This window comes from Streptomyces sp. NPDC050528, from assembly GCF_044457795.1.
GTDB lineage: Bacteria > Actinomycetota > Actinomycetes > Streptomycetales > Streptomycetaceae > Streptomyces.
Window position 1 is genome coordinate 25791 of the sequence record NZ_JBITHH010000002.1, and the last position, 21390, is coordinate 47180.

Here is a 21390-nt window from a genome sequence, read left to right on the forward strand (position 1 = left end):
GTGGTCTCCGAACCCACTCGCGCGACATGATCGGACCCGACTGGCCACGACAGCAGGGAGACCTCCGTGCCTCATTCCATCGACGAAGCCTTCACGGCGCTTCCGCTACGCGCTCTGGCCGATGCCGCGCTCGCACGCGCGCGTGCCCTCGGCGCCGAGCACGCGGACTTCCGGTTCGAGCGGGTGCGCAGCGCGTCCTGGCGGCTGCGCGACGCCCGCCCGGCCGGTACGTCGGACACCACCGACCTCGGGTACGCGGTGCGGGTCGTGCACGGCGGCACCTGGGGGTTCGCCTCGGGCGTGGACCTGAGCCTGGACGCCGCCGCCAAGGTCGCCTCGCAGGCGGTGGCGATGGCGAAGCTCTCCGCCCAGGTGATCAAGGCGGCCGGGTCGGACGAGCGCGTCGAGCTGGCCGCCGAGCCCGTGCACGAGGAGCGGACGTGGATCTCGTCGTACGAGATCGATCCCTTCTCGGTGCCCGACGAGGAGAAGGCGGGGCTGCTGGCGGACTGGAGTGCCCGGCTGCTCGCGGCGGACGGCGTCAACCACGTGGACGCGTCGCTGCTCACCGTGCACGAGAACAAGTTCTACGCCGACACCGCCGGGACGGTGACCACACAGCAACGGGTCCGGCTGCACCCGCAGTTGAACGCCGTGTCGGTCGACGAGTCGAGCGGTGAGTTCGACTCCATGCGCACCATCGCGCCGCCCGTGGGCCGCGGCTGGGAGTACCTCACGGGCACCGGCTGGGACTGGGACGAGGAGCTGGCGCGGATCCCCGAGCTGCTCGCCGAGAAGATGCGGGCGCCCAGCGTCGAGGCGGGCCTGTACGACCTCGTCGTAGACCCGTCCAACCTCTGGCTGACGATCCACGAGTCCATCGGCCACGCCACCGAACTGGACCGCGCGCTCGGCTACGAGGCGGCCTACGCCGGCACGTCCTTCGCCACCTTCGACAAGCTCAACAAGCTGAAGTACGGATCCGAGCGGATGAACGTCACCGGCGACCGCACCGCCGAACACGGCCTCGCGACCATCGGCTACGACGACGAGGGCGTCGAGGGCCAGTCCTGGGACCTGGTCAAGGACGGCACCCTGGTCGGCTACCAACTCGACCGCCGCATCGCCAAGTTGACCGGCTTCGAGCGCTCGAACGGCTGCGCGTACGCCGACTCCCCCGGCCATGTGCCGGTGCAGCGCATGGCCAACGTGTCGCTCCAGCCGGACCCGGCAGGGCTCTCTACGGAGGATCTGATCGGCGGGGTCGACCGCGGGATCTACGTGGTCGGCGACCGGTCCTGGTCGATCGACATGCAGCGCTACAACTTCCAGTTCACCGGGCAACGGTTCTTCAAGATCGAGAACGGGCGGATCACCGGACAGCTGCGGGACGTCGCCTACCAGGCGACGACCACCGACTTCTGGGGGTCCATGGCGGCCGTCGGCGGTCCGCAGACCTATGTCCTGGGCGGCGCCTTCAACTGCGGCAAGGCCCAGCCGGGCCAGGTCGCCTCGGTGTCGCACGGCTGCCCGTCGGCCCTCTTCACGGGCGTCAACATCCTCAACACCACGCAGGAGGCCGGTCGATGAGTCCTCGTACGAACAAGCCGCACGAGATCGTCGAGCGCGCCCTCGAACTGTCCCGGGCCGACGGCTGTGTCGTCATCGCCGACGAGCAGTCCACCGCCAACCTCCGCTGGGCGGGCAACGCGCTGACCACGAACGGCGTCACGCGCGGGCGCACGCTCACCGTCATCGCGACCGTCGACGGCAAGGAGGGCACCGCCTCGGGGGTCGTGTCCCGGTCGGCCGTCACCCCGGAGGAGCTGGAGCCGCTGGTACGGGCCGCCGAGGCCGCCGCGCGCGGAGCCGCACCCGCCGAGGACGCGCAGCCGCTGGTCACGGGCGTATCCCAGTCGCCCGACTTCACGGACGCGCCCGCCGAGACCTCGTCCTCCGTGTTCACCGACTTCGCGCCGGCGCTCGGCGAATCGTTCGCACGCGCGCGTGCGGGCGGTCGCGAGCTGTACGGCTTCGCCAACCACGAGCTGGTCACCAGCTACCTCGGTACGTCGACGGGCCTGCGCCTGCGCCACGACCAGCCGAACGGGACGCTGGAGCTGAACGCCAAGTCCCCGGACCGCACGCGCTCGGCCTGGGCCGGCCGCTCGACCCGGGACTTCAAGGACGTCGACCCGGCCGCGCTGGACGCCGAGTTGGCCGTACGGCTGGGCTGGGCGGAGCGGAAGATCGAGCTGCCCGCCGGGCGGTACGAGACGCTGCTGCCGCCGACCGCGGTCGCGGACCTGTTGATCTACCAGATGTGGTCGGCGTCGGGCCGGGACGCGGTCGAGGGGCGCACGGTGTTCTCCAAGCCGGGCGGCGGCACGCGCGTGGGCGAGCGGCTCACCGAGCTGCCGCTGACCCTGCGCAGCGACCCGAACGAACCGGGCCTGGAATCCGCCCCGTTCGTGCTCGCGCACACCTCCGGCGGCGACCAGTCGGTGTTCGACAACGGGCTGCCGCTGACGGCCACGGACTGGGTGCGCGAGGGCGAGTTGCAGCACCTGCTGACCAGCCGGCACAGCGCGGGGCTGACCGGGCTGCCGGTGGCGCCGTCGATCGACAACCTCATCCTCAGCGGGGGCGAGGACCGCTCCCTGGAGGAGATGGTCGCGAACACCGAGCGCGGGCTGCTGCTGACCTGCCTCTGGTACATCCGCGAGGTCGACCCGGCGACCCTGCTGCTGACCGGGCTGACCCGGGACGGCGTCTACCTCGTCGAGAACGGCGAGGTGGCGGGCGAGGTGAACAACTTCCGCTTCAACGAGTCACCGGTGGATCTGCTGGGGCGGGCGACCGAGGCCGGGCGCACGGAAAAGACGCTGCCGAGGGAATGGAGCGACTGGTTCACTAGGGCTGCGATGCCCGCGCTGCGGGTGCCGGACTTCAATATGAGCTCTGTCAGTCAGGGCGTATAACCTCGTACCTGATTCACGAGACCATCCCAAGGAGATACGAGAACCGTGACGGACATCGTCGACGAACTGCAGTGGCGTGGGCTGATCGCCCTCTCCACTGACGAGGACGCATTGCGCAAGGCGTTCGCGGACGGTCCCGTCACGTTCTATTGCGGTTTCGACCCGACCGCGCCCAGCCTGCACCTCGGCAACCTCGTGCAGATCCTGACGATGCGCCGGATCCAGCAGGCGGGCAACCGCCCGCTGGGCCTGGTCGGCGGCGCCACGGGCCTGATCGGCGACCCGAAGCCGAACGCGGAGCGGACGCTCAACTCGCCCGACGTCGTGGCCCAGTGGGTCGACCGGCTGCGCGCGCAGATCGCCCCGCTGCTGGACTTCGAGGGCCCGCACGCCGCGATCATGGTCAACAACCTGGACTGGACCCAGGGCCTGTCGGCCATCGAGTTCCTGCGGGACATCGGCAAGCACTTCCGGGTCAACAAGATGATCGCCAAGGAGGCCGTCTCCCGGCGGCTCAACTCCGACGCGGGCATCAGCTACACCGAGTTCAGCTACCAGATCCTCCAGGGGATGGACTTCCTGGAGCTGTACCGCAGGCACGGCTGCACGCTCCAGACCGGCGGCAGCGACCAGTGGGGCAACCTCACCTCGGGCACCGACCTGATCCACCGGGTCGACCCGGAGGCCGAGGTGCACGCCCTGGGCACCCCGCTGATCACCAAGGCCGACGGCACCAAGTTCGGCAAGACGGAGTCCGGCACGGTCTGGCTCGACCCCGAGATGACCACGCCGTACGCCTTCTACCAGTTCTGGCTGAACGCGGACGACCGGGACGTCTCCAAGTTCCTGCGCATCTTCAGCTTCCGGTCCCACGAGGAGATCGAGGAGCTGGAGCGGCAGACCGAGGAGCGTCCGCAGGCCCGTGCCGCCCAGCGCGCGCTGGCCGAGGAGCTGACGACGCTGGTGCACGGCGCCGAGCAGACGGCCGCCGTGACCGCCGCGTCCAAGGCCCTCTTCGGACAGGGCGAGCTGGCGGAGCTGGACGAGAAGACACTGGCCGCGTCCCTCTCCGAGGTGCCGCACGTCCAGGTCGCCGAACTCGGCCTGGTCGTCGACCTGTTCGCCGAGGTCGGCCTCGTGGCGAGCAAGTCCGCCGCGCGACGGACCGTGAAGGAGGGCGGGGCCTACGTGAACAACGTGAAGGTCGCGGCCGAGGACGCGGTCCCCGCGAAGGAGGACCTGCTGCACGGGCGGTGGCTGGTGTTGCGGCGAGGCAAGAAGAACCTGGCGGCCGTGGAGGTCACCGGCGCGTGAGTGCTTGAACGCATGGCGAAGGGGGCGGTTTCCCTGGTTCGGGAGGCCGCCCCCTTCGCCGTACGACCGGTCAGGCTCTCTGTTTGTTCTTGCCGATCGTCGCCATGTACGCCATGTCGACCACGAAGACGATGATGATCGCGGCGACGAGCTGGAACGCGTGGCGGCTCCAGTCGATGCCGCTGGTCGCGTCGACGCCGGCCGCTCGTGCGATCGCGTTGCCGACGATGGCGCCGAGAATGCCGCAGATGGTGGTCAGCCAGAGCGGACTGTGCTGCTTGCCCGGGATGATCGCCTTCGCGATCAGTCCCAGCACGAATCCCACGATGATCGCCCACAACCAGCCCATGGCTGCCTCCTTGTACGGCTCGACGTCGGACGTGAGCATTACGCCAAGTGTGGGTGTGGTCGCCGTACGGCGCATGTCGGGTACGGCCATACGCGCTACGGCGCAGTTCGTTCGCCCAGGCCGGAGGTCCCCCGGTCTCGAAGGCGGCGGAGGCGCGGCGTAACGTGGGACGTGTCGGGGCCCGGTTCCCGGATCGGGTGCTGACCGGGGTTGCGGGCCGGGGAGAGTCCGATGCGGGCGGATGGTGGAATGTGATGCGGAAGCTGCACGGCGAAGGCAACGCCCAGGTGTTCCGGATCACCGGAGCCCGGACGGGACTCGCGGAGGACATCCGCGGCCGCCAGCGCCGGTACGTCATCTCGATGTCGATCCGTACGGTGTCGGTGATCCTCGCCTGCGCGCTGTGGAACGTCGAACGGCACGTCGCGATCGTCGCGTTGGTGCTCGGTGTGCTGCTCCCCTATGTCGCCGTCGTGATCGCGAACGCCGGGCGGGAGAACGCGCCGGGGCTTCCGTCCACGTTCGTCACCGCGCCGCTGCGGCCGATGATCGCACCGCCGAGGGCCGACGGGACGTTCGCGGAACCCGTCCCGGAAGACGTCGTGCCCGAGCCGGCACCCCACGTGGCAGGCGAACCGTACGACCGGTCGTGACCATGGCGAACGCGCCAGAACCGGACGTCGGCTCCGCACCAAGCTCAAGAAAAGCTCAGATCAATCATGTTGTTCCGGTGCCGGGCGACCGGTCACCCGTGACATACTTCGTACGCGCTCCGCATCCCCCGTCGGAGCGACGGACCGACGCCGGGCAGCTCCCCCCGTGGCTGCTCGGCGTCGCCTTTATCAGCGCAATCTGTGAGACGAATTCCGTGAATTCCCGTGAGTGACGAGACCCCGATCTGCTCCGCGAAGGGCTGCCACGCCGACGCCGTGTGGGTCCTCGCGTGGAACAACCCGAAGATCCACACCCCGGAGCGACGCAAGACGTGGCTCGCGTGCGAGGCGCACCGCGAGCACCTGTCCCAGTTCCTCGGTGTGCGAGGTTTCCTGAAGGACATCGTCAAGTTCGAGGACTGGGAAAAGCCCGAACTCCCGTAGGGCCCCGTAGAGCTCCTTCGTCTACGACGGCTGCTCAGCCGCCGATCGCCGACATCGGGCGGTCCGGCTGGAGGAACGACGGGTCGTCCAGGCCCGAGCCCGCCTTCTTGCCCCACATCGCCTCGCGCCAGATGCGGGCGATCTCCTCGTCCGGGGCGTCCGAGCGCAGCGCGGTGCGGAGGCTGGTCTCCTCGCGGGCGAACAGGCAGTTGCGTATCTGGCCGTCGGCGGTGAGGCGGGTGCGGTCGCAGGCGGCGCAGAACGGGCGGGTGACCGAGGCGATGACGCCCACGCGGTGCGGGCCGCCGTCCACGATCCAGCGCTCGGCCGGGGCGGAGCCACGCTCGCCGGAGCCTTCGGGGGTCAGCTCGAAGCGGGTGCGGAGGGAGGTGAGGATGTCGCCGGCCGTGACCATGCCCTCGCGCGTCCAGCCGTGCTGGGCGTCCAGCGGCATCTGCTCGATGAAGCGCAGTTCGTAGTCGTGCGCCACGGCCCAGGCCAGCAGGTCGGGGGCCTCGTCGGCGTTGAGTCCCGGCATCAGCACCGAGTTGATCTTCACCGGGGTCAGGCCCGCGTCGTGGGCGGCTTCCAGGCCCGCGAGGACGTCCTTGAGGCGGTCCCGGCGCGTGAGGGTCTTGAAGACGTCGGGGCGCAGGGTGTCCAGCGAGACGTTGACCCGGTCCAGGCCCGCCGTCTTCAGGGCGGCCGCCGTGCGCTTGAGACCGATGCCGTTCGTCGTCAGCGACATCTGGGGGCGGGGCTCCAGGGCCGCGACCCGCTCGACGATGCCGACCAGGCCGGGGCGGAGCAGGGGCTCGCCGCCGGTGAAGCGGACCTCCTCGATGCCGAGTGAGGTGACCGCGATGTCTATCAGGCGGACGATTTCGTCGTCCGTGAGGAGGTCGGGCTTTGCCAGCCACTGCAGGCCCTCCTCGGGCATGCAGTACGTACACCGGAGATTGCACCGGTCGGTCAGCGAAACTCGCAGGTCGGTGGCCACTCGGCCATAGGTGTCGATGAGCACGTGTGCCCCCTCCCTCATTTCGGATCGCATGTTTTCCGACACCTGCGAGCCTACGCGACACCTCTGACAACGAGAGCGGCCCGATCCCACGAGGTACGACACGGCCGCGTCGTAGGGATCTACGACGCGGCCGTCGACGTGGGGGGACTTGGTGGGGGGACTCAGAGGGACTGGGCGGGGCCGGTCAGTGGGCTCCGGTGCCGGTCAGGGACCGTACCTCCAGCTCCGCGTACTTGCCGGTGTCCGGCTCCTCCTTGGAGAGGATCGTGCCGAGCCAGCCGAGCAGGAAGCCGACCGGGATGGAGATGATGCCGGGGTTCTCCAGGGGGAACCACTGGAAGTCGACGTGGGGGAACATCGACGTCTCCTTGCCGGAGACGACCGGCGAGAACAGGACCAGGCCGACCGCCGCGACCAGGCCGCCGTAGATCGACCACAGGGCGCCCTGGGTGGTGAAGCGCTTCCAGAAGAGGCTGTAGAGGATCGTCGGGAGGTTGGCGGACGCGGCGACCGCGAAGGCGAGGGCGACCAGGCCGGCGACGTTCAGGTCGCGGGCGAGGGCGCCGAGGACGATGGAGACCGCACCGATGCCGACCGTGGCGTAGCGGGCGGCGGCCATCTCCTGCTTCTCCGTGGCCTGGCCGCGCTTGATGACGTTCGCGTAGATGTCGTGGGCGAACGAGGAGGACGAGGCCAGGGTCAGACCGGCCACGACCGCAAGGATCGTGGCGAACGCGACCGCCGAGATGGTGGCCAGGAGGATGGCGCCCCAGTTGGAGTCGACTCCGCCCAGATGCAGTGCCAGGAGGGGGGCGGCCGTGTTGCCCGCCTTGTTGGAGGCGATGATCTCGTCGGGTTTGATCAGTGCGGCGGCGCCGAAGCCGAGGGCCAGGGTCATCAGGTAGAAGGCGCCGATCAGGCCGATGGCCCAGATGACCGACTTACGGGCGGCCTTGGCGGTGGGCACCGTGTAGAAACGGATCAGGATGTGCGGCAGACCGGCGGTGCCGAGGACCAGGGCGAGGCCCAGGGAGATGAAGTCCAGCTTGGTCGTGCCGGTGGCGCCGTACTTGAGGCCGGGGTTCAGGAAGGCGGAACCCTTGCCGCTGTTGGAGGCGGCCTTGCCGAGCAGGTCGGAGACGTTGAAGTTGAACTTCAGCAGCACCAGGAAGGTCAGCAGCAGCGCGCCGGCGATGAGCAGGCAGGCCTTGACCATCTGGACCCAGGTGGTGCCCTTCATGCCGCCGATCGTGACGTACACGATCATCAGGACGCCGACCAGGGCGACGATGCCGATCTTGCCCGCGTCGGTGGTGATGCCGAGGAGCAGCGAGACCAGGACGCCCGCGCCGGCCATCTGCGCCAGCAGGTAGAAGATCGACACCACGATGGTGGAGGTGCCCGCCGCCGTGCGGACCGGGCGCTGGCGCATGCGGTACGCGAGGACGTCGCCCATGGTGTAGCGGCCGGAGTTGCGCAGCGGTTCGGCCACCAGGAGCAGGGCGACCAGCCACGCGACCAGGAAGCCGATGGAGTACAGGAAGCCGTCGTAGCCGAAGAGGGCGATCGCGCCCGCGATGCCGAGGAAGGACGCGGCGGACATGTAGTCGCCGGAGACGGCGAGGCCGTTCTGGAAGGCGGTGAACTGGCGGCCGCCCGCGTAGAAGTCGGCGGCGCTCTTGGTCTGGCGGCCCGCCCATACGGTGATGACGAGCGTCGCGGCGACGAAGACCGCGAACAGGGTGATGATCAGCGGCCGGTGCTGGCTCGCCTCGCCTGCGGCCAGGGTGATCGTGGGGCTCATGCGTCGCCCTCCATCCGGGACTTGATGGCTGCCGCCTTGGGGTCGAGCTTCGCGGCGGAGTACCGCGCGTACCACCAGGCGATGAGGAACGTGGTGAGGAACTGGGCGAGGCCCAGGACCAGGGCGACGTTGATGTTGCCGACGACCTTGGTGTCCATGAAGTCGTCGGCGTAGTTGCACAGCAGCACGTACAGCAGGTACCAGACGATGAAGGCGACGGTCAGCGGGAAGGCGAAGGAGCGGTGGGCGCGGCGCAGTTCGGCGAACTCCGCGCTCTCCTGGACCTGTTCGAACTCCTGAGTACTGGGGAGTTGGCGTTCGGCTTTCGAGGGAGGTGGTGTCTCGGTGGCCACGGTGTCTCCTCGCGTTACGGACCTGCGGGTTCTGGTCTGGCGTTGACGCTTCCTGCCCAAGGGCACGGCGCGCCGCGTCGACCGGTTCAACGCCTTTGACTTCTTTCGGTAGTCGTCTTTGGGAAATCATTGCTGGCCAGCCGCCGCGGGAGATAGCTTCAGGTCTGCACCACTCGTCATGTACCTGCCCGGGCGCGCCACCACGTCTCGGGCCGTTTCATTTCCGGATGATGTGGAGATCCCATGGCTCATCTGCGCCCCAGACGCCGGCTCGCCCTCGCCGTACCGGTCGTGCTGTCGCTGACCGCCTCGCTCGGTTTCCTCCCGTCGGCGGCCTCGGCGGTCCCGATCGCGGAGACCGGGACCACGGCACAGGCCGCCGACGCACCGAACCTTGCGTATGTGGTCAACACTCGCCTCGACCACCGGACGATCAACTCGGTCAAGAACGCGATCAATGCGGCCGGCGGCACCATCGTGGTGACGTACGAGAAGATCGGTGTGATCGTCGTCCACTCGGCGAACCCCGACTTCGGACTGATCATCCGCAAGGTGCCCGGTGTGCAGTCGGCGGGTGCCACGCGTACGGCGCCGCTGAGCCTCGCCTCGACGACCGACGAGGGCGCGGTGCAGTACCTCTCCAAGGACCAGGCCGCGAAGACGGCGAAGGCCTCGGCCGCCGCCGGAGACAGCGAGCCGCTCGAAGCCGACCAGTGGGACCTGCCCGCGATCGGCGCCGACAAGGCCGCGAAGATCAACCCGGGCAGCAAGAGCGTGACGGTCGCCGTCATCGACGTGGGCGTGGACGACACCCACCCGGACATCGCCCCGAACTTCTCCGCCTCCCAGTCCGCCAACTGCGTGGGCGGCAAGGCGGACACCACGTACGGCGCCTGGCGTCCCGTGGACTCCGCCCACTACCACGGCACACATGTCGCGGGTGAGATCGCCGCCGCCCGCAACGGCATCGGCGTGGCAGGAGTCGCACCGGGTGTGAAGGTCGCCGGGATCACGGTGGCCGAGCCGGACTCGACCCAGCTGTTCTACCCGGAGAGCGTGGTCTGCGCGTTCGTGTTCGCCGCGGATCACGGCGTGGAGATCACCAACAACAGCTACTACGTTGATCCTTGGCTGTACAACTGCATGGACGACCCCGATCAACGTGCCATTGTTGACGCGGTCAACAGGGCCCAGCTGTACGCCCAGAGCAAGGGCACGCTCAATGTCGCCGCGGCCGGCAACTCCAACGACGACCTCGACTCCCACGCCCTCGTCGACTCCTCCAGCCCGGACGACTCGACCGCGACGACCCGTACGGTCGACCCGCACGAGTGCTTCGACGTACCGACCCAGTTGCCGGGTGTCGTCACGGTGAGCTCGGTCGGCGTCAAGAAGGCCAAGTCGTACTTCTCCAGCTACGGCCAGGGCGTCATCGACGTGTCGGCGCCGGGCGGCGACGCCCGGCAGATCCCGGACACCCCGTCGAAGAACGGCCGCATCCTCTCCACGCTGCCGAACAACACGTACGGCTACCTCCAGGGCACCTCGATGGCGACCCCGCACGTCGCCGCCGTGGCCGCACTGCTCAAGTCGACCCACCCGCACGCCAGTCCGGCCCAACTGCAGGCACTCCTGAAGGCCGAGGCCGACAACCCGGGCTGCCCGACCGACGTGTACGACACCAACGGTGACGGCGTCGCGGACGCGACCTGCGTGGGCGGCAAGCGGGTCAACGGCTTCTACGGGTTCGGCATCGTCAACGCCCTGCGGGCGGTGAAGTAGCCCCTGCCTCTCCGATGACGCGGGCCGGGCGGATCTCCGCCCGGCCCGTTCGTGTCTGTATCGCAGCCCTTTCTATGTTGATTGAATCAATACCGCATAGTGCAATCATGACTGACATCAAGATGGCATGGGCTGCTCTGGGTGGCGATCCCGCCCTGGTCTCGCGCATCTCGACCGTCGCGCGCCCAGGGGCGCTCGAAGCGCGGCTTCCCGTACGGGAGTTGGCGCGGGCCTGCGTAGGAGCGTGCACGCTGGCCGCCGCCGAGTTGGGGGCACGTCGGGGTGGGCTCGCGGAGGTGCCCGGGGTACGGGTGGACGACGGGGCCGTCGCGACGGCGTTCGTCAGTGAGCGGCATCTGTTGATCGACGGGCGGGCTCCGGTCAGCTTCGCCCCGCTGTCTCGGTTCTGGCGGACGGCCGACGGCTGGGTCCGTACCCACGCGAACTATCCGCACCACCGGGCGCGGCTGCTGGGCGCGTTGAAGCTGCCGGGGGACGCGTCGGTGGAGGACGTGGCCGAGGTGCTCGCGGAGCGGTCCGCGCCGGAGGTCGAGGACACGGTGTACGGCGCCGGGGGTCTCGCGGTCGCGCTGCGGACGGCGGAGGAGTGGGCCGCGCACCCTCAGGGGGTCGCGGTGGCCGGGCGTCCGCTCGTCGAGCGTGAACGGCTCGGTACCGCACGCGCGCGTGTGCTCCCGCCGCTCGACGGCGACCCGTTGCTGCCCGCCGCAGGGGTGCGCGTGCTGGACCTGACGCGGGTCATCGCCGGTCCGATCGCCACGCGGACGCTCGCGCTGCTGGGCGCGGACGTGCTGCGCGTGGACGCCCCACAGTTGCCGGAGGATCCGGACGCGCACGCGGACACCGGGTTCGGGAAGCGGTCGACCCGGCTGGACCTGGGCCTGGTAGCCGACCGGCGCACCTTCGAGGAGTTGCTCGCGCGGGCGGACGTGGTCGTCACCGGGTACCGGCCGGGCGCCCTGGACCGGTTCGGGCTCTCCCCCGAGGCGCTGGCCGACCGTCGGCCCGGACTGGTCGTGGCGCAGTTGTCGGCGTGGGGCGCGTACGGGCCGTGGGGTGACCGGCGCGGGTTCGACAGCCTGGTGCAGGTCGCCACCGGCGTCGCGGCGATCGAGGGGTCACCGGAACACCCCGGCGCACTGCCCGCGCAGGCCCTCGACCACGGGACCGGGTATCTGCTGGCGGGGGCGGTGCTGCGGGCGCTGACGGAACAGGCAGAGCAGGGTTACGGCGTCGCCCTGAGGTTGGCGCTTGCGCGGACTGCGGCGTGGCTGACGGCGGACAGGGGTGAGCGGGGAGGCGTAGTGGCCGGCGGGGCCGCGTATGCGAGCCGACCGGTCGCGGAGGGGCTCGACGGAATCGCGTACGAGGAGCGCGGGACGGCGTACAACCAGCCCGACGCCTGGCTCGTCGAAACGGACAGCGGTATCGGGCGGCTGCGGCACGCACTGTCGCCGGTGTCGTTCGACGGCGGGCCTGTGAACTGGGCGCGTCCGCCGGGGTGTTGGGGCACGGACCCGGCTCGTTGGGCTTGATGCGGGGGTCGACCGGAAACGTACCTATGAGCGGAATGCCGTTCCGCCAGTTGTTTTGTTGCACTTGCCCGGTTCTGTGACGGCTGGTGAAGATCTTGGGGTGACCTTGATACGACCGACTGTCGAAGCGGCCGACACGAGCGGCTCCGGGCGGCGCCCCGGTACGCGTCGGGCCGTCGCCGTACTGGCCCTGGTGGTGCTCGCCGCGCTGATACCCCTGCTCGGCCCGTCCGCCGCGCTGCACGACACCGGGGAGGCCGCCGCGCCCGGCGTCGAGGGCATCGCGCTGCTGCGGGCGGTGTTGTTCGGCGCGCTGTGCGTCCCCGTGGGCGAGCTGTTCGTGAACCGGCTGACGCGTACCGTGCCCGGCGCTCCCCCGAACGGCCCCCGCAGCTGGGCCCCGTACGCGGCCGGCGCCGGTTTCGTCGCCGCGCTGGGGCTCGCGTCGGTCGTGGCGACGGGCAACCTGGTGCCGCACAGCCTTGCGCAGATCGACGTCGGCGGCCTCTACCAGTCCCGGGACGGCAAGTTGGCGCTGCTGGAGGTGAACGCGTTCGCCGTGGCGGCCCTGTGCGCCCGGTCGCGCAGGCCCGGCCTCCAGGTGTGGCCCCTCGCCGCCGTGGTCGTCGCGGAGGCGCTGCGCGTGCACCCGGCGAGCGAACACAGCCCTCTGGTCGGCTCCGAACTGACCCTGGTGCACCTGACATGCGCGGCGCTGTGGGTGGGCGGTCTGCTGCACGTACTGCGGACGTTGCGGCAGTGGCGGGGTGCCGAAGCGGGAGCCGCGTTGTTGGGTCTCTACGCGCGCCTGGCGGCCGTCCTGCTCGCCGCCATCACCGCCACGGGCGTGTGGAGTTCGCTGCGCCGGATGCCGGCCGGCACGATCCTGGACCAGCTGACGACGACGGCGTACGGGCGCACCCTGCTGGCCAAGGTGATCCTCGTCGCCGCCGTCGCCGTCCTCGCGTTGTGGGCACGGTCCCGGCTCCGTCGGGCCGCCGATCCACTGACCGCCTTCGCACCCGCGCGGGCGGAGGTCGTCGCCCTGGGGGTGGTGGTCCTGGTCTCGGGACTGTTGACGGCCCTGCCGGTGCCGATCCGCTGGCATTGATCAACCAGCCAGTCAATCTGTCACCCGATCAGTCAATGTCGACCGTCAAGAGTTGATCAACCGTTCGTGACCAGGACCTTCAGGGCCGTGCGCTCGTCCATCGCCTTGTAGCCGTCGGGCACGCCCTCCAGGCCGACCGTCAGGTCGAAGACGGGCGAGGGGTCGATGGTGCCGTCCAGGATGTCGGGCAGCAGCTCCGGGATGTACGTGCGGACCGGCGCGACCCCGCCGCGCAGCGCGATGTTCCGGTCGAACATGACCCCGAGGTCGAGGCCGGTGCCGCTGCCGTGCGGTACGCCGACGAAGCCGATCGCGCCGCCGTCGCGCGCGATGTCGACGGCCGTCCGCATGGACTGCTCGGTGCCGACGGCCTCGACGACGGCGTGCGCGCCCTGCCCACGGGTGAGTTCGCGGACGGCCGCGACGGCCTCCTCGCCGCGTGCCGCGACGACGTCGGTGGCGCCGAAGCGGCGGGCGATGTCCGTGCGTACCTCGTGGCGGCCGAGCGCGATGATCCGCTCGGCGCCGAGGCGCTTGGCGGCGAGCACGGCGCACAGGCCGACCGCTCCGTCGCCCACGACGGCGACGGTGGCGCCCTTGCGGACACCCGCGCCGAGAGCGGCGTGGTGGCCGGTACCCATGACGTCGGACAGGGTCAGCAACGCGGACAGCAGGTGGTCGTCGGAGGCCGCGTCCTTCGGCAGCGGTACGAGGGTGCCGTCGGCGAAGGGCACGCGTACCGCCTCGCCCTGGCCGCCGTCGTAGCCCACGGCGCCCCAGAAGCCGCCGTGCACGCAGGAGGTGGTGAGGCCCTCGCGGCAGTAGTCGCAGATGCCGTCGGACCACACGAAGGGCGCGACCACGAGGTCACCGGTCCCGACTCCGGTCACCTCGGAGCCGGTCTCCTCGACGATCCCGAGGAACTCGTGCCCGATGCGCTGCCCCGGCTGCCGGGCCGACTCGCCGCGGTACGCCCACAGGTCGCTGCCGCAGATACAGGCGCGCAGCACCCGGACCACGGCGTCGGTGGGCAGCTGCACCAGGGGCTCGGGCACGTCCTCCACGCGCATGTCGAACGGGGCGTGGATGGTGGTGGCGCGCATGGCGAGGGTCCTTCTCGTCGCGGGTGTGCTGGTGCGGTGCGCTCAGGGGGTGGTCGAGCGCACTTCACGGTACGCCGCCGCCGGTGCGCGGCGCTCGGCGAGGGTGCCGAGCACGCCCTGGACCAGCAGGAACTGTGCCGCGACGTACGTCAGCATGATCCAGAAGTCGGGCCTGGGCGGCTGCGGCCAGTCGGCGACGCCGGTCGCGATGAGGGTGTCGGAGACCATGAAGAGCGCCCCGCCGAGCCCGGCGACGAGCCCGAACCGGGCGGCCGCGGCACCCGCCATCGCCGTCAGGAGGGCGCTGTAGCCGACCACGGGGACGCGCAGGTCCGCCGGGAGGTCCGGCCACAGCAGCGTGACGGTGACGGCCAGGGCAACGGCGTACCCGACGACGAGAAGGCCCGCACGCACGCGTGGAGCACTTTTCAGGCCGCCGTACGTCCTGAAGAGGGCGAGGTAGCAGAGGTGACCCGCCGCGAAGCAGGCCATGCCGGCGAGGAAGGCGGGGTCGGCGTCGGAGAGCAGCAGGGTGTCGCCGCCCCAGCCGAAGAGCAGCGCGGCGACGAGGAGCCGGGGCGCGCCGCGCAGGGCCGCGTACGCGGCGAGGAGCGGCATCAACAGGGGCTTGGTGACGGTGTGGGCGGGGTCGGAGCCGAGGGCGAGCGAGAGCAGATCCAGGAGGGCTGTCAGCGCGAAGGCGGTCAGGAGTGCGCGCGTCGCGGCCGGGTGTGCGGTACGTGGGTTCACGCGGCCGCGGTCTCCTCGGCGGCCGGGAAACTCTGCTGCGGGACCGGCACCGGCTGCCAGCCCGGTCCCCGGAACACGCGTCCCGCGCGCTCGCGCCAACTGGTCGCCGACTTCAGGTCCTTGGCGATGGCGACGTACTCATGGGTGGCGACCTTGATCGGGTTGAACGTGTTGATGTTCTTCGTCAACCCATAGACGGGCCGCTCAACCTCCGGCACGAAGGACCCGAAGAGCCGGTCCCAGACGATGAGGATGCCGCCGAAGTTGCGGTCCAGATAGCCGCCTTGGGACGCGTGGTGCACCCGGTGGTGGGACGGCGTATTGAAGACGAACTCGAACCAGCGGGGCATCCGGTCGATCCGCTCGGTGTGGATCCAGAACTGGTAGACGAGGTTCACCGAGGAGCAGAACGCCAGCGCGGCGGGATGCACACCCAGGGCGATGAGCGGGACGTAGAACGGCCACACCGTGAGGGTCGTCCAGGGCTGCCGCAGGGCTGTCGTCAGGTTGAACCTGCGGCTGGAGTGGTGGACGACGTGACAGGCCCAGAGGATGCGGATGACGTGGTGGCCGCGGTGGGACCAGTAGTAGAAGAAGTCCTGCCCGAGCAGCATCAGCGGGATCGTCCACCACAGGACGGGCACGCGCAGTGGCGTGAGTTCGTAGATCGCCGTGTAGATCGCGACGATGGGGATCTTCCAGAGGAAGTCGAAGACGAGGCTGCCGAGGCCCATGCCGACGCTCGTGACGGCGTCCTTCGTCTCGTAGCCCGCCGCGTCGTCGTCGGGGTGGACGCGCACGCTGATCATCTCGATCACGGTGAGCAGCACGAAGGCGGGTATCGACCAGAGCACGGCATCGGGCAGGTTCGGCATGGGTGAACCGTAGGACCGCAAATCAGCCGCGACTAGACGTTGTTACCCACAAGTATTACCGGGGGTACGCGCTTACTTGTTGGCGATCTCCGCCAATGGGCCCGCCATGTCCCGGTTGTGGGTCACTACACCCCAGCCGCCCCGAGCAACGCCCCCGCGGCATAGGTGACCCCCATCGCCAGCGCCCCGCCTGCCGCATTCCGCAGCATCGCCGGTCGCGTGTCCGCCGTCCCGAGCCGTGCGCTGCTCCAGCCCGTCAGGACCAGCGCGGCCAGTGACGACACCACGGTGACGCCGAGCCGCCAGTCGGCCGGGGGCAGGACGATCGCCAGGAGGGGCAGCAGGGCGCCGACCGTGAAGGACAGGAAGCTCGCCCAGGCCGCGTGCCAGGGGTTGGTGAGGTCGTCGGGGTCGATGCCCAGCTCCACGCGCGCGTGGGCACGCAGGGCGTCGCGCTGCGTGAGCTGGGTCGCCGCCTCCATGGCCACCTCACGGGTCAGGCCCCGGTCCTGGAGGAGTTCGGTCAACTCCTCCAGTTCCGCCTCCGGTTGCTCCTTCAGCTCGCGCTTCTCCAGGGCCAGCGCGGCCTTCTCCGAGTCGCGCTGCGTCGAGACGGACACGTACTCCCCCGCCGCCATCGACATGGAGCCGGCGAGGAGGCCCGCGAGGCCGGCCGTCAGCAGTGCCGAGCGGTCGTCCGTGGCACCCGCCACGCCGACGACGAGACCGGCGGTGGACACGATGCCGTCGTTGGCTCCCAGGACCGCGGCCCGCAGCCAGTTCAGCCGCGAGCCCAGCGAGCCGTCGTGGGCCTCGTCATGGGTCTCGCCCTTGGTCTCGCCGTGGGTCTCGCCGTTGGTCGGTTCCGTCACACCGCGAAGGATCGCACCCCCGCTCTCACCACACCCGTACCGACGCTCCCCGCGCGAATACCGGGCTGGTCGCGTCCGCCGGCGGTTCGGCGAGGGGTTCCGCGATCTCGGTCACCGCGGGGCCGACCTTCGCCGCGATCGGGTCCAGGGCGGCGAGGTCGAAGCCGTACACGCGGGCCGCGTTGCCGCCGACCATGGCGGCGACCTCGTCGCGCGGCACGCGCGCGTAGGCGAAGCGGAGGCCCTCCCTGGAGTACGGGTACGTGCCTTCGTCGTGCGGGAAGTCGCTCCCCCACATGATCTTCTCGATGCCGATGCGGTCACGCAGGGGCACCTCGTGGGGGCGCATGAAACTGGCGCCCACGAAGCAGTTGTCGCGCCATACCTCCGAGGGACCCTTGCCCATCGAAGTGGAGAGCCCCGCGCCGAACTTGGACTCCGCGGTCGACGCCCCCGACGCCTTCGTGGCCGCCGCGACCAGCCGCCCGTGGTAGTAGTCCAGCATGTCGAGCACCCCGGGTATCCAGCCGGAACCCTGCTCGGTCAGGACCAGCCTCAGGTCCGGGTTGCGGCGGAACGCGCCGCCGAAGATCAGGTGCCACAGGGCGCGGTGCGAGAACCAGGTCGTCTCGACCATGTACACCGCGCGGGCGGCCGGTTCGTCACCCAGGGGCGGCGACGCCGAGCCCGCGTGGTGGTTGACGGGCACGCCGAGTTCCGCGCACACGGCCCAGATCGGGTCGTACGTCGACGAGTACAGCTCCGGCAGCCCCGATCCCGGCGGAGTGCCGGGCAGCAGCAGACCGCCCCGGAGGCCCGCCTCGACCGCCCAGCGGATCTCCTGGACGGCCTCCTGGACGTCGTTGAGGAGGATCTGGAAGACACCCGCCCTGCGGCCCGGAGCGGCGGCGCAGAAGTCCGCCAGCCAGCGGTTGTGGGCGCGCAGGCCGGCCCAACGCCGTTGGAAATCCTCGGCCGTGGGCGCGGGTGCCATCAGGGAGCCGGACGGGAAGAACGGCGGGACGGTGTTCGGGAAGACGACCTCCGCGACGATCCCGTCCTGCTCCAGCTCGGCGATCCGCCGCTCGGAGTTCCAGTTCCGGTCGGCCGTGTCGGCGACCAGGTCCTCGTACGGGTTGACGTACGTGGCCGCCCACGCGTCGAACTCGTCGTGGTACCGCTTCTCCAAGTAGGGCCTGTAGTCGAGGAGATCGGCGCCCGCGTGGCAGTCGGCCGAGATCACCGTGTACCGGTCCGCGCCGTCGGCAGCCATGGGGCCCGTGGAGGTCATAGCGTCGCCCCCAGGACCGGGAAGTCGTGGTCGGTCAGCCAGTGCCGGCCCACCTCGCGCGAGCGCGCCCAGGACGCCGTCACGGCCATCTGGTCGTCCTGCTGGCCGAGTTCGGCGGGGGTCGGGCCGATCCGGCGGGCCAGCGGCTCCAGGGCCGCCACGTCGAAGCCGAACGCGTCCGCCGCCGCCAGGCCCAGCATGCGGCGGGTCTCGTCGACCGGGATGTCGTGGAAGGTGCGCTTCAGCCACGCGCGCGTGTCGGGCCAGGTGCCCTCGGGGTGCGGGAAGTCGCTGCCCCAGAGGATGTTGTCGACGCCGATCTCGTACCGCTGGGCCAGTTCACGGCGCTTGGTGTTGGTGGCGCAGATGAAGACCTGCCGGTCCAGGTACTCGCTCGGCGGACGCTTCAACTCCGCGAACGGCGACAGCTTCTTGCCGCCGTGGGCGCCCAGGTAGAGGCGGTCCATGAACCACAGCTGGTTCGGCAGCCACCAGCAACCCGACTCCGCGACACCGAACTTGAGACCCGGGTGGCGTTCGAAGACCCCGGACCAGAGCAGGAACCAGAGCGGCCGGGCGGGCCACCAGGTCACCTCGCTCACATAGATGCCCAGGTGGTCGCCGTACTCGTGGCGGGGTGCCGCCCCGGAGTGTGTGAGCACGGGCATCGCGCACTCGGCGGCGGCCGCCCACACGGGGTCGTAACGGCGGTCGTGGTAGGGCTCCTTGTCGACCCACATGGAGGGGATCATCAGGGCGCCGAGGCCGGACTCCTTGGCGCGGTGGATCTCCGCGACGACCTTCTCCGTAGGAGCCGTTATCGGCAACAGGGCGACTCCGCAGTGCCGTTCGGGGTTCTCGGAGACGAAGTCGGCAAGCCAGCGGTTGTGCGCCTGGGCGCCCGCCATGCCCAACTCGGGGTCCTGGTCCCCGGAAAGGCCGAGGCCCACTCCGAAGGGCGCGGCCGTCTGGCTGTCGACGGCGTCGGCGTCCGGGAAGACCACCTCGGCGGCCACTCCGTCCCCGTCGAGCTCCTTGAGGCGCTGCGCGGTGTCCCAACCCCCGCGCAGGCCCTCCTCGTTGTCGTGGAACCACTTGGCCGCGAACGCCTCGTTGCGGATGCCGAGCCGGGTCATCTCCTCGCGGCGGCGGTCGCGTCCGGCGAGGAACTCGTCGAAGTCCCGGTGGAACCGGGCGTCCAGATAGGGCCGGTACTCCTCGGTGGGCAACCCGGCATGGCAGTCGGAGGAGATGATCAGGTACGGCTCCTGGTCGGTCACAACAGCCCCCTCGGTCAGTCCAGGATGAAGCTCTCCAGGTACGACGGGTTCGAGCGGTCGAGCATGGAACGCGCGCGTGCCCGTATCTGGGTGTCGCTGTGCTCGCTGTCGGGCAGCAGCCAGAAACGGTCCGCGCGGATGCCGTCCACGACGAGGTCGGCGACCTCCTCGACGGGCGTGAAGGCGACCTCCTTGCCGGCCTCCTTCATCGCGGTCTCCCACTGGTCGAGGCTGCGATAAGGGGTCCTACGGGGGCGCTCTTTCGCGAACCGGGCGGGCCGGTTGCGGTGCGACTCCCACAGTCCCGTGCGCAGCATGTGCGGCCCCGGGAACAGCACCGAGGCACCCACGCGCGCGTGCTCCGCCTTCAAGTGGGCGTACAGGGACTCGGTCATCGTCACGACGGCCGCCTTGGTGACGGCGTACACGGAGGCGGTGGGCAGCGGGGCGATCCCGCCGTCCCCGGAGGACGTGTTGACGACATGACCGGGTTGACCGGACTTGATCATCCTCGGCACGAACGCCTGGATGCCGTGGAAGACGCCCCACACATTGACGGCGAACGCCCACTGCCAGTCGTTCGGTTCGTGCTCCCACATCCGGCCCTCGGCGCCCGAGCCGACCCCGGCGTTGTTGCACAGGACGTGGACGGCGCCGTACGTCTCGTAGGCCGACTCGGCGAGATCCAGGACCTGTTGGCGTACGCCGACGTCAACTACGCGCGCGTGCACGTCGGCACCGTCGGCGCGCAGATCGGCGGCGGCCTTGTCGAGGGCGCCCTGTTCGACGTCGGCGAGGACCACCTTGAGCCCGTCGGCGGCGAACCGTCGTGCCATCGCGAGCCCGATCCCGCTCGCCGCCCCGGTGACGACGGCGACCTGACCCTCCCTCAACTCCATTAGGCGCTCCCCTCAGGAGGTCCGTCATGGATCTGCTGCGGGTCGTCGTAGCGCTGGTGGATGTACGGCAACAGGGCCTGCGCGTCTACCCGTTCGACGACCTTGCCGCGCTGGTCGCTGGTCTTCTCGCCGATGGTGATGTCGACGAGGGTGCGCACGGGGAGGTCGGCGACCGGGTCGTACATGGACTCGCGCAGGACGACGTCCCCGGTGACGCGTTCCAGTCGGCGGACCTTCTCGTTGCGCAGGCAGTGCACGAGCACCGGGTCCGCGTCGAAGCCCGAACCGTCCACCGCGGGAAGGAACTTGAAGTAGAAGTCGGTCTTCTGAGTCGGCCCGGGGAGGGGCAGTTCCTCGCTGATCGCGCCGCGCACTTCCACGAAGGCGATGCCGTGCCGGGCCAGGTACGCGTGCACGACGAGACCCACGCGCTCGACGGTCACCTCGCCGAGTTTCTTGGGCTCCCCGAAGACCTCGCGGCCGCCGGTGAGGGCCCGTTCGTGGGTCATCGGCATCACCAGGGGGTACCAGCCCTCGACGCCGTCGTGCGCGGCGGCGACCGCGAACGAGCCTGCGCCCAGGGGATATCCGGTCAGTTCGACCTTGCTGATGTTCACCCGGACCAGGGGCCGCCCGGTGGGCTTGAGGGGTGGCGGCAGGACCGCCGCAACCGCGTCCGGGTCGCTCTCCCAGACGGCCACCACACCGGTGGACCAGATGTCCGGGAGCTTGGAGCTCGCTGTGCGTGCGGCGGCGATCTCCGCCTCGGTCCGTGCCCCGTACCGTACGCGTGCCATACGCCGTACCGCCCTTCGTAGGCCGTCATCCGTCAGGCGGGCAGCACGCTTGCACCGGGCGGGCAAAAGGTCCATAGCCACGCGCGCGTGCGTTCGGCGGACCCGAACGGGCGGACGGGACAGCGCCCCTGAGGGACGGGGCTGTCAGTGAC

General features: G+C 70.1%; 20 protein-coding genes. 8 read left to right on the top strand and 12 right to left on the bottom strand.

The window, feature by feature from the left end:
* Positions 1-66: 66 nt before the first annotated feature.
* The 3 genes from ACIBK4_RS07450 to tyrS are packed head-to-tail and all read left to right on the top strand — an operon-like array spanning position 67 to position 4295.
* Positions 67-1590 carry a TldD/PmbA family protein gene (locus tag ACIBK4_RS07450; protein ID WP_033286410.1) on the top strand — a complete coding sequence of 508 codons (1524 nt, stop codon included), beginning with the start codon at positions 67-69 and terminating at the stop codon, positions 1588-1590.
* On the top strand, positions 1587-2981 hold the full coding sequence (locus tag ACIBK4_RS07455) for a metallopeptidase TldD-related protein (protein ID WP_398993044.1): 1395 nt from the start codon (positions 1587-1589) through the stop codon (positions 2979-2981). Before ACIBK4_RS07450 ends, ACIBK4_RS07455 begins: the two co-directional genes overlap by 4 nt.
* A 45-nt stretch (positions 2982-3026) precedes the next feature.
* On the top strand, positions 3027-4295 hold the full coding sequence (gene tyrS, locus ACIBK4_RS07460; protein ID WP_398993047.1) for a tyrosine--tRNA ligase: 1269 nt from the start codon (positions 3027-3029) through the stop codon (positions 4293-4295).
* A gap of 70 nt (positions 4296-4365) precedes the next feature.
* Here the strand turns inward: tyrS and ACIBK4_RS07465 are convergent, their stop codons facing one another.
* Complete coding sequence (locus ACIBK4_RS07465) at positions 4366-4644, bottom strand: GlsB/YeaQ/YmgE family stress response membrane protein (protein ID WP_033286407.1); 279 nt, start codon at positions 4642-4644, stop codon at positions 4366-4368.
* 254 nt (positions 4645-4898) lie between these two features.
* Between ACIBK4_RS07465 and ACIBK4_RS07470 the strand changes: the two genes are divergently transcribed.
* Both ACIBK4_RS07470 and ACIBK4_RS07475 read left to right on the top strand, forming a co-directional pair.
* Positions 4899-5297, top strand: a complete 399-nt coding sequence (locus ACIBK4_RS07470; protein WP_398993049.1) for a DUF3099 domain-containing protein — start codon at positions 4899-4901, stop codon at positions 5295-5297.
* A 225-nt stretch (positions 5298-5522) separates the two neighbouring features.
* Complete coding sequence (locus ACIBK4_RS07475; RefSeq protein ID WP_398993051.1) at positions 5523-5741, top strand: hypothetical protein; 219 nt, start codon at positions 5523-5525, stop codon at positions 5739-5741.
* A 34-nt stretch (positions 5742-5775) separates the two neighbouring features.
* On the opposite strand, the gene moaA is transcribed toward ACIBK4_RS07475, so the two are convergent.
* The 3 genes from moaA to ACIBK4_RS07490 form a co-directional block, all read right to left on the bottom strand.
* Entirely contained in the window at positions 5776-6765 is a 990-nt protein-coding gene (moaA, locus tag ACIBK4_RS07480) for a GTP 3',8-cyclase MoaA (RefSeq protein ID WP_398993053.1), read from the bottom strand.
* 184 nt (positions 6766-6949) lie between these two features.
* Positions 6950-8569: a cation acetate symporter gene (locus ACIBK4_RS07485; RefSeq protein ID WP_398993055.1), complete on the bottom strand. Its 1620-nt coding sequence runs from the start codon at positions 8567-8569 to the stop codon at positions 6950-6952.
* On the bottom strand, positions 8566-8922 hold the full coding sequence (locus ACIBK4_RS07490; protein ID WP_398993057.1) for a DUF485 domain-containing protein: 357 nt from the start codon (positions 8920-8922) through the stop codon (positions 8566-8568). Before ACIBK4_RS07490 ends, ACIBK4_RS07485 begins: the two co-directional genes overlap by 4 nt.
* Before the next feature lie 243 nt (positions 8923-9165).
* On the opposite strand from ACIBK4_RS07490, the gene ACIBK4_RS07495 reads away from it, so the two are divergent.
* From ACIBK4_RS07495 to ACIBK4_RS07505, 3 genes are all read left to right on the top strand, one after another.
* Positions 9166-10704, top strand: a complete 1539-nt coding sequence (locus ACIBK4_RS07495) for a S8 family serine peptidase (protein ID WP_398993059.1) — start codon at positions 9166-9168, stop codon at positions 10702-10704.
* Positions 10705-10811: 107 nt separating this feature from the next.
* Positions 10812-12260 carry a CoA transferase gene (locus ACIBK4_RS07500; protein ID WP_398993061.1) on the top strand — a complete coding sequence of 483 codons (1449 nt, stop codon included), beginning with the start codon at positions 10812-10814 and terminating at the stop codon, positions 12258-12260.
* A 100-nt stretch (positions 12261-12360) separates the two neighbouring features.
* Entirely contained in the window at positions 12361-13371 is a 1011-nt protein-coding gene (locus ACIBK4_RS07505) for a CopD family protein (RefSeq protein WP_398993063.1), read from the top strand.
* A 56-nt stretch (positions 13372-13427) separates the two neighbouring features.
* On the opposite strand, the gene ACIBK4_RS07510 is transcribed toward ACIBK4_RS07505, so the two are convergent.
* From ACIBK4_RS07510 to ACIBK4_RS07545, 8 genes are all read right to left on the bottom strand, one after another.
* The gene (locus ACIBK4_RS07510; RefSeq protein WP_398993065.1) at positions 13428-14474 is read right to left on the bottom strand and encodes a zinc-dependent alcohol dehydrogenase family protein; all 1047 of its coding nucleotides are present in this window, start codon (positions 14472-14474) and stop codon (positions 13428-13430) included.
* A 42-nt stretch (positions 14475-14516) separates the two neighbouring features.
* Complete coding sequence (locus tag ACIBK4_RS07515; protein WP_398993067.1) at positions 14517-15224, bottom strand: lysoplasmalogenase; 708 nt, start codon at positions 15222-15224, stop codon at positions 14517-14519.
* Positions 15221-16099: a sterol desaturase family protein gene (locus ACIBK4_RS07520; protein ID WP_398993069.1), complete on the bottom strand. Its 879-nt coding sequence runs from the start codon at positions 16097-16099 to the stop codon at positions 15221-15223. The genes ACIBK4_RS07515 and ACIBK4_RS07520 overlap by 4 nt, the downstream gene beginning before the upstream one ends.
* 125 nt (positions 16100-16224) lie before the next feature.
* Positions 16225-16971 carry a VIT family protein gene (locus ACIBK4_RS07525; protein ID WP_398993071.1) on the bottom strand — a complete coding sequence of 249 codons (747 nt, stop codon included), beginning with the start codon at positions 16969-16971 and terminating at the stop codon, positions 16225-16227.
* Between the two features lie 25 nt (positions 16972-16996).
* Positions 16997-18262: an amidohydrolase family protein gene (locus tag ACIBK4_RS07530; RefSeq protein ID WP_398993072.1), complete on the bottom strand. Its 1266-nt coding sequence runs from the start codon at positions 18260-18262 to the stop codon at positions 16997-16999.
* Entirely contained in the window at positions 18259-19542 is a 1284-nt protein-coding gene (locus tag ACIBK4_RS07535; protein ID WP_398993074.1) for an amidohydrolase family protein, read from the bottom strand. Before ACIBK4_RS07535 ends, ACIBK4_RS07530 begins: the two co-directional genes overlap by 4 nt.
* 14 nt (positions 19543-19556) lie before the next feature.
* Positions 19557-20441: an SDR family NAD(P)-dependent oxidoreductase gene (locus ACIBK4_RS07540; RefSeq protein WP_398993076.1), complete on the bottom strand. Its 885-nt coding sequence runs from the start codon at positions 20439-20441 to the stop codon at positions 19557-19559.
* Complete coding sequence (locus tag ACIBK4_RS07545) at positions 20441-21238, bottom strand: acetoacetate decarboxylase family protein (protein ID WP_398993078.1); 798 nt, start codon at positions 21236-21238, stop codon at positions 20441-20443. Before ACIBK4_RS07545 ends, ACIBK4_RS07540 begins: the two co-directional genes overlap by 1 nt.
* Positions 21239-21390 lie beyond the last annotated feature (152 nt).

Excerpts from the sequence above, each read along its gene's own strand:
- ACIBK4_RS07495 (WP_398993059.1), top strand. The coding sequence starts at position 9,166 with ATGGCTCATCTGCGCCCCAGACGCCGGCTCGCCCTCGCCGTACCGGTC.
- ACIBK4_RS07470 (WP_398993049.1), top strand. The coding sequence starts at position 4,899 with ATGCGGAAGCTGCACGGCGAAGGCAACGCCCAGGTGTTCCGGATCACC.
- ACIBK4_RS07540 (WP_398993076.1), bottom strand. The coding sequence starts at position 20,441 with ATGGAGTTGAGGGAGGGTCAGGTCGCCGTCGTCACCGGGGCGGCGAGC.
- ACIBK4_RS07530 (WP_398993072.1), bottom strand. The coding sequence starts at position 18,262 with ATGACCTCCACGGGCCCCATGGCTGCCGACGGCGCGGACCGGTACACG.
- ACIBK4_RS07510 (WP_398993065.1), bottom strand. The coding sequence starts at position 14,474 with ATGCGCGCCACCACCATCCACGCCCCGTTCGACATGCGCGTGGAGGAC.
- ACIBK4_RS07500 (WP_398993061.1), top strand. The coding sequence starts at position 10,812 with ATGACTGACATCAAGATGGCATGGGCTGCTCTGGGTGGCGATCCCGCC.
- ACIBK4_RS07455 (WP_398993044.1), top strand. The coding sequence starts at position 1,587 with ATGAGTCCTCGTACGAACAAGCCGCACGAGATCGTCGAGCGCGCCCTC.
- ACIBK4_RS07520 (WP_398993069.1), bottom strand. The coding sequence starts at position 16,099 with ATGCCGAACCTGCCCGATGCCGTGCTCTGGTCGATACCCGCCTTCGTG.
- ACIBK4_RS07465 (WP_033286407.1), bottom strand. The coding sequence starts at position 4,644 with ATGGGCTGGTTGTGGGCGATCATCGTGGGATTCGTGCTGGGACTGATC.
- ACIBK4_RS07485 (WP_398993055.1), bottom strand. The coding sequence starts at position 8,569 with ATGAGCCCCACGATCACCCTGGCCGCAGGCGAGGCGAGCCAGCACCGG.
- ACIBK4_RS07545 (WP_398993078.1), bottom strand. The coding sequence starts at position 21,238 with ATGGCACGCGTACGGTACGGGGCACGGACCGAGGCGGAGATCGCCGCC.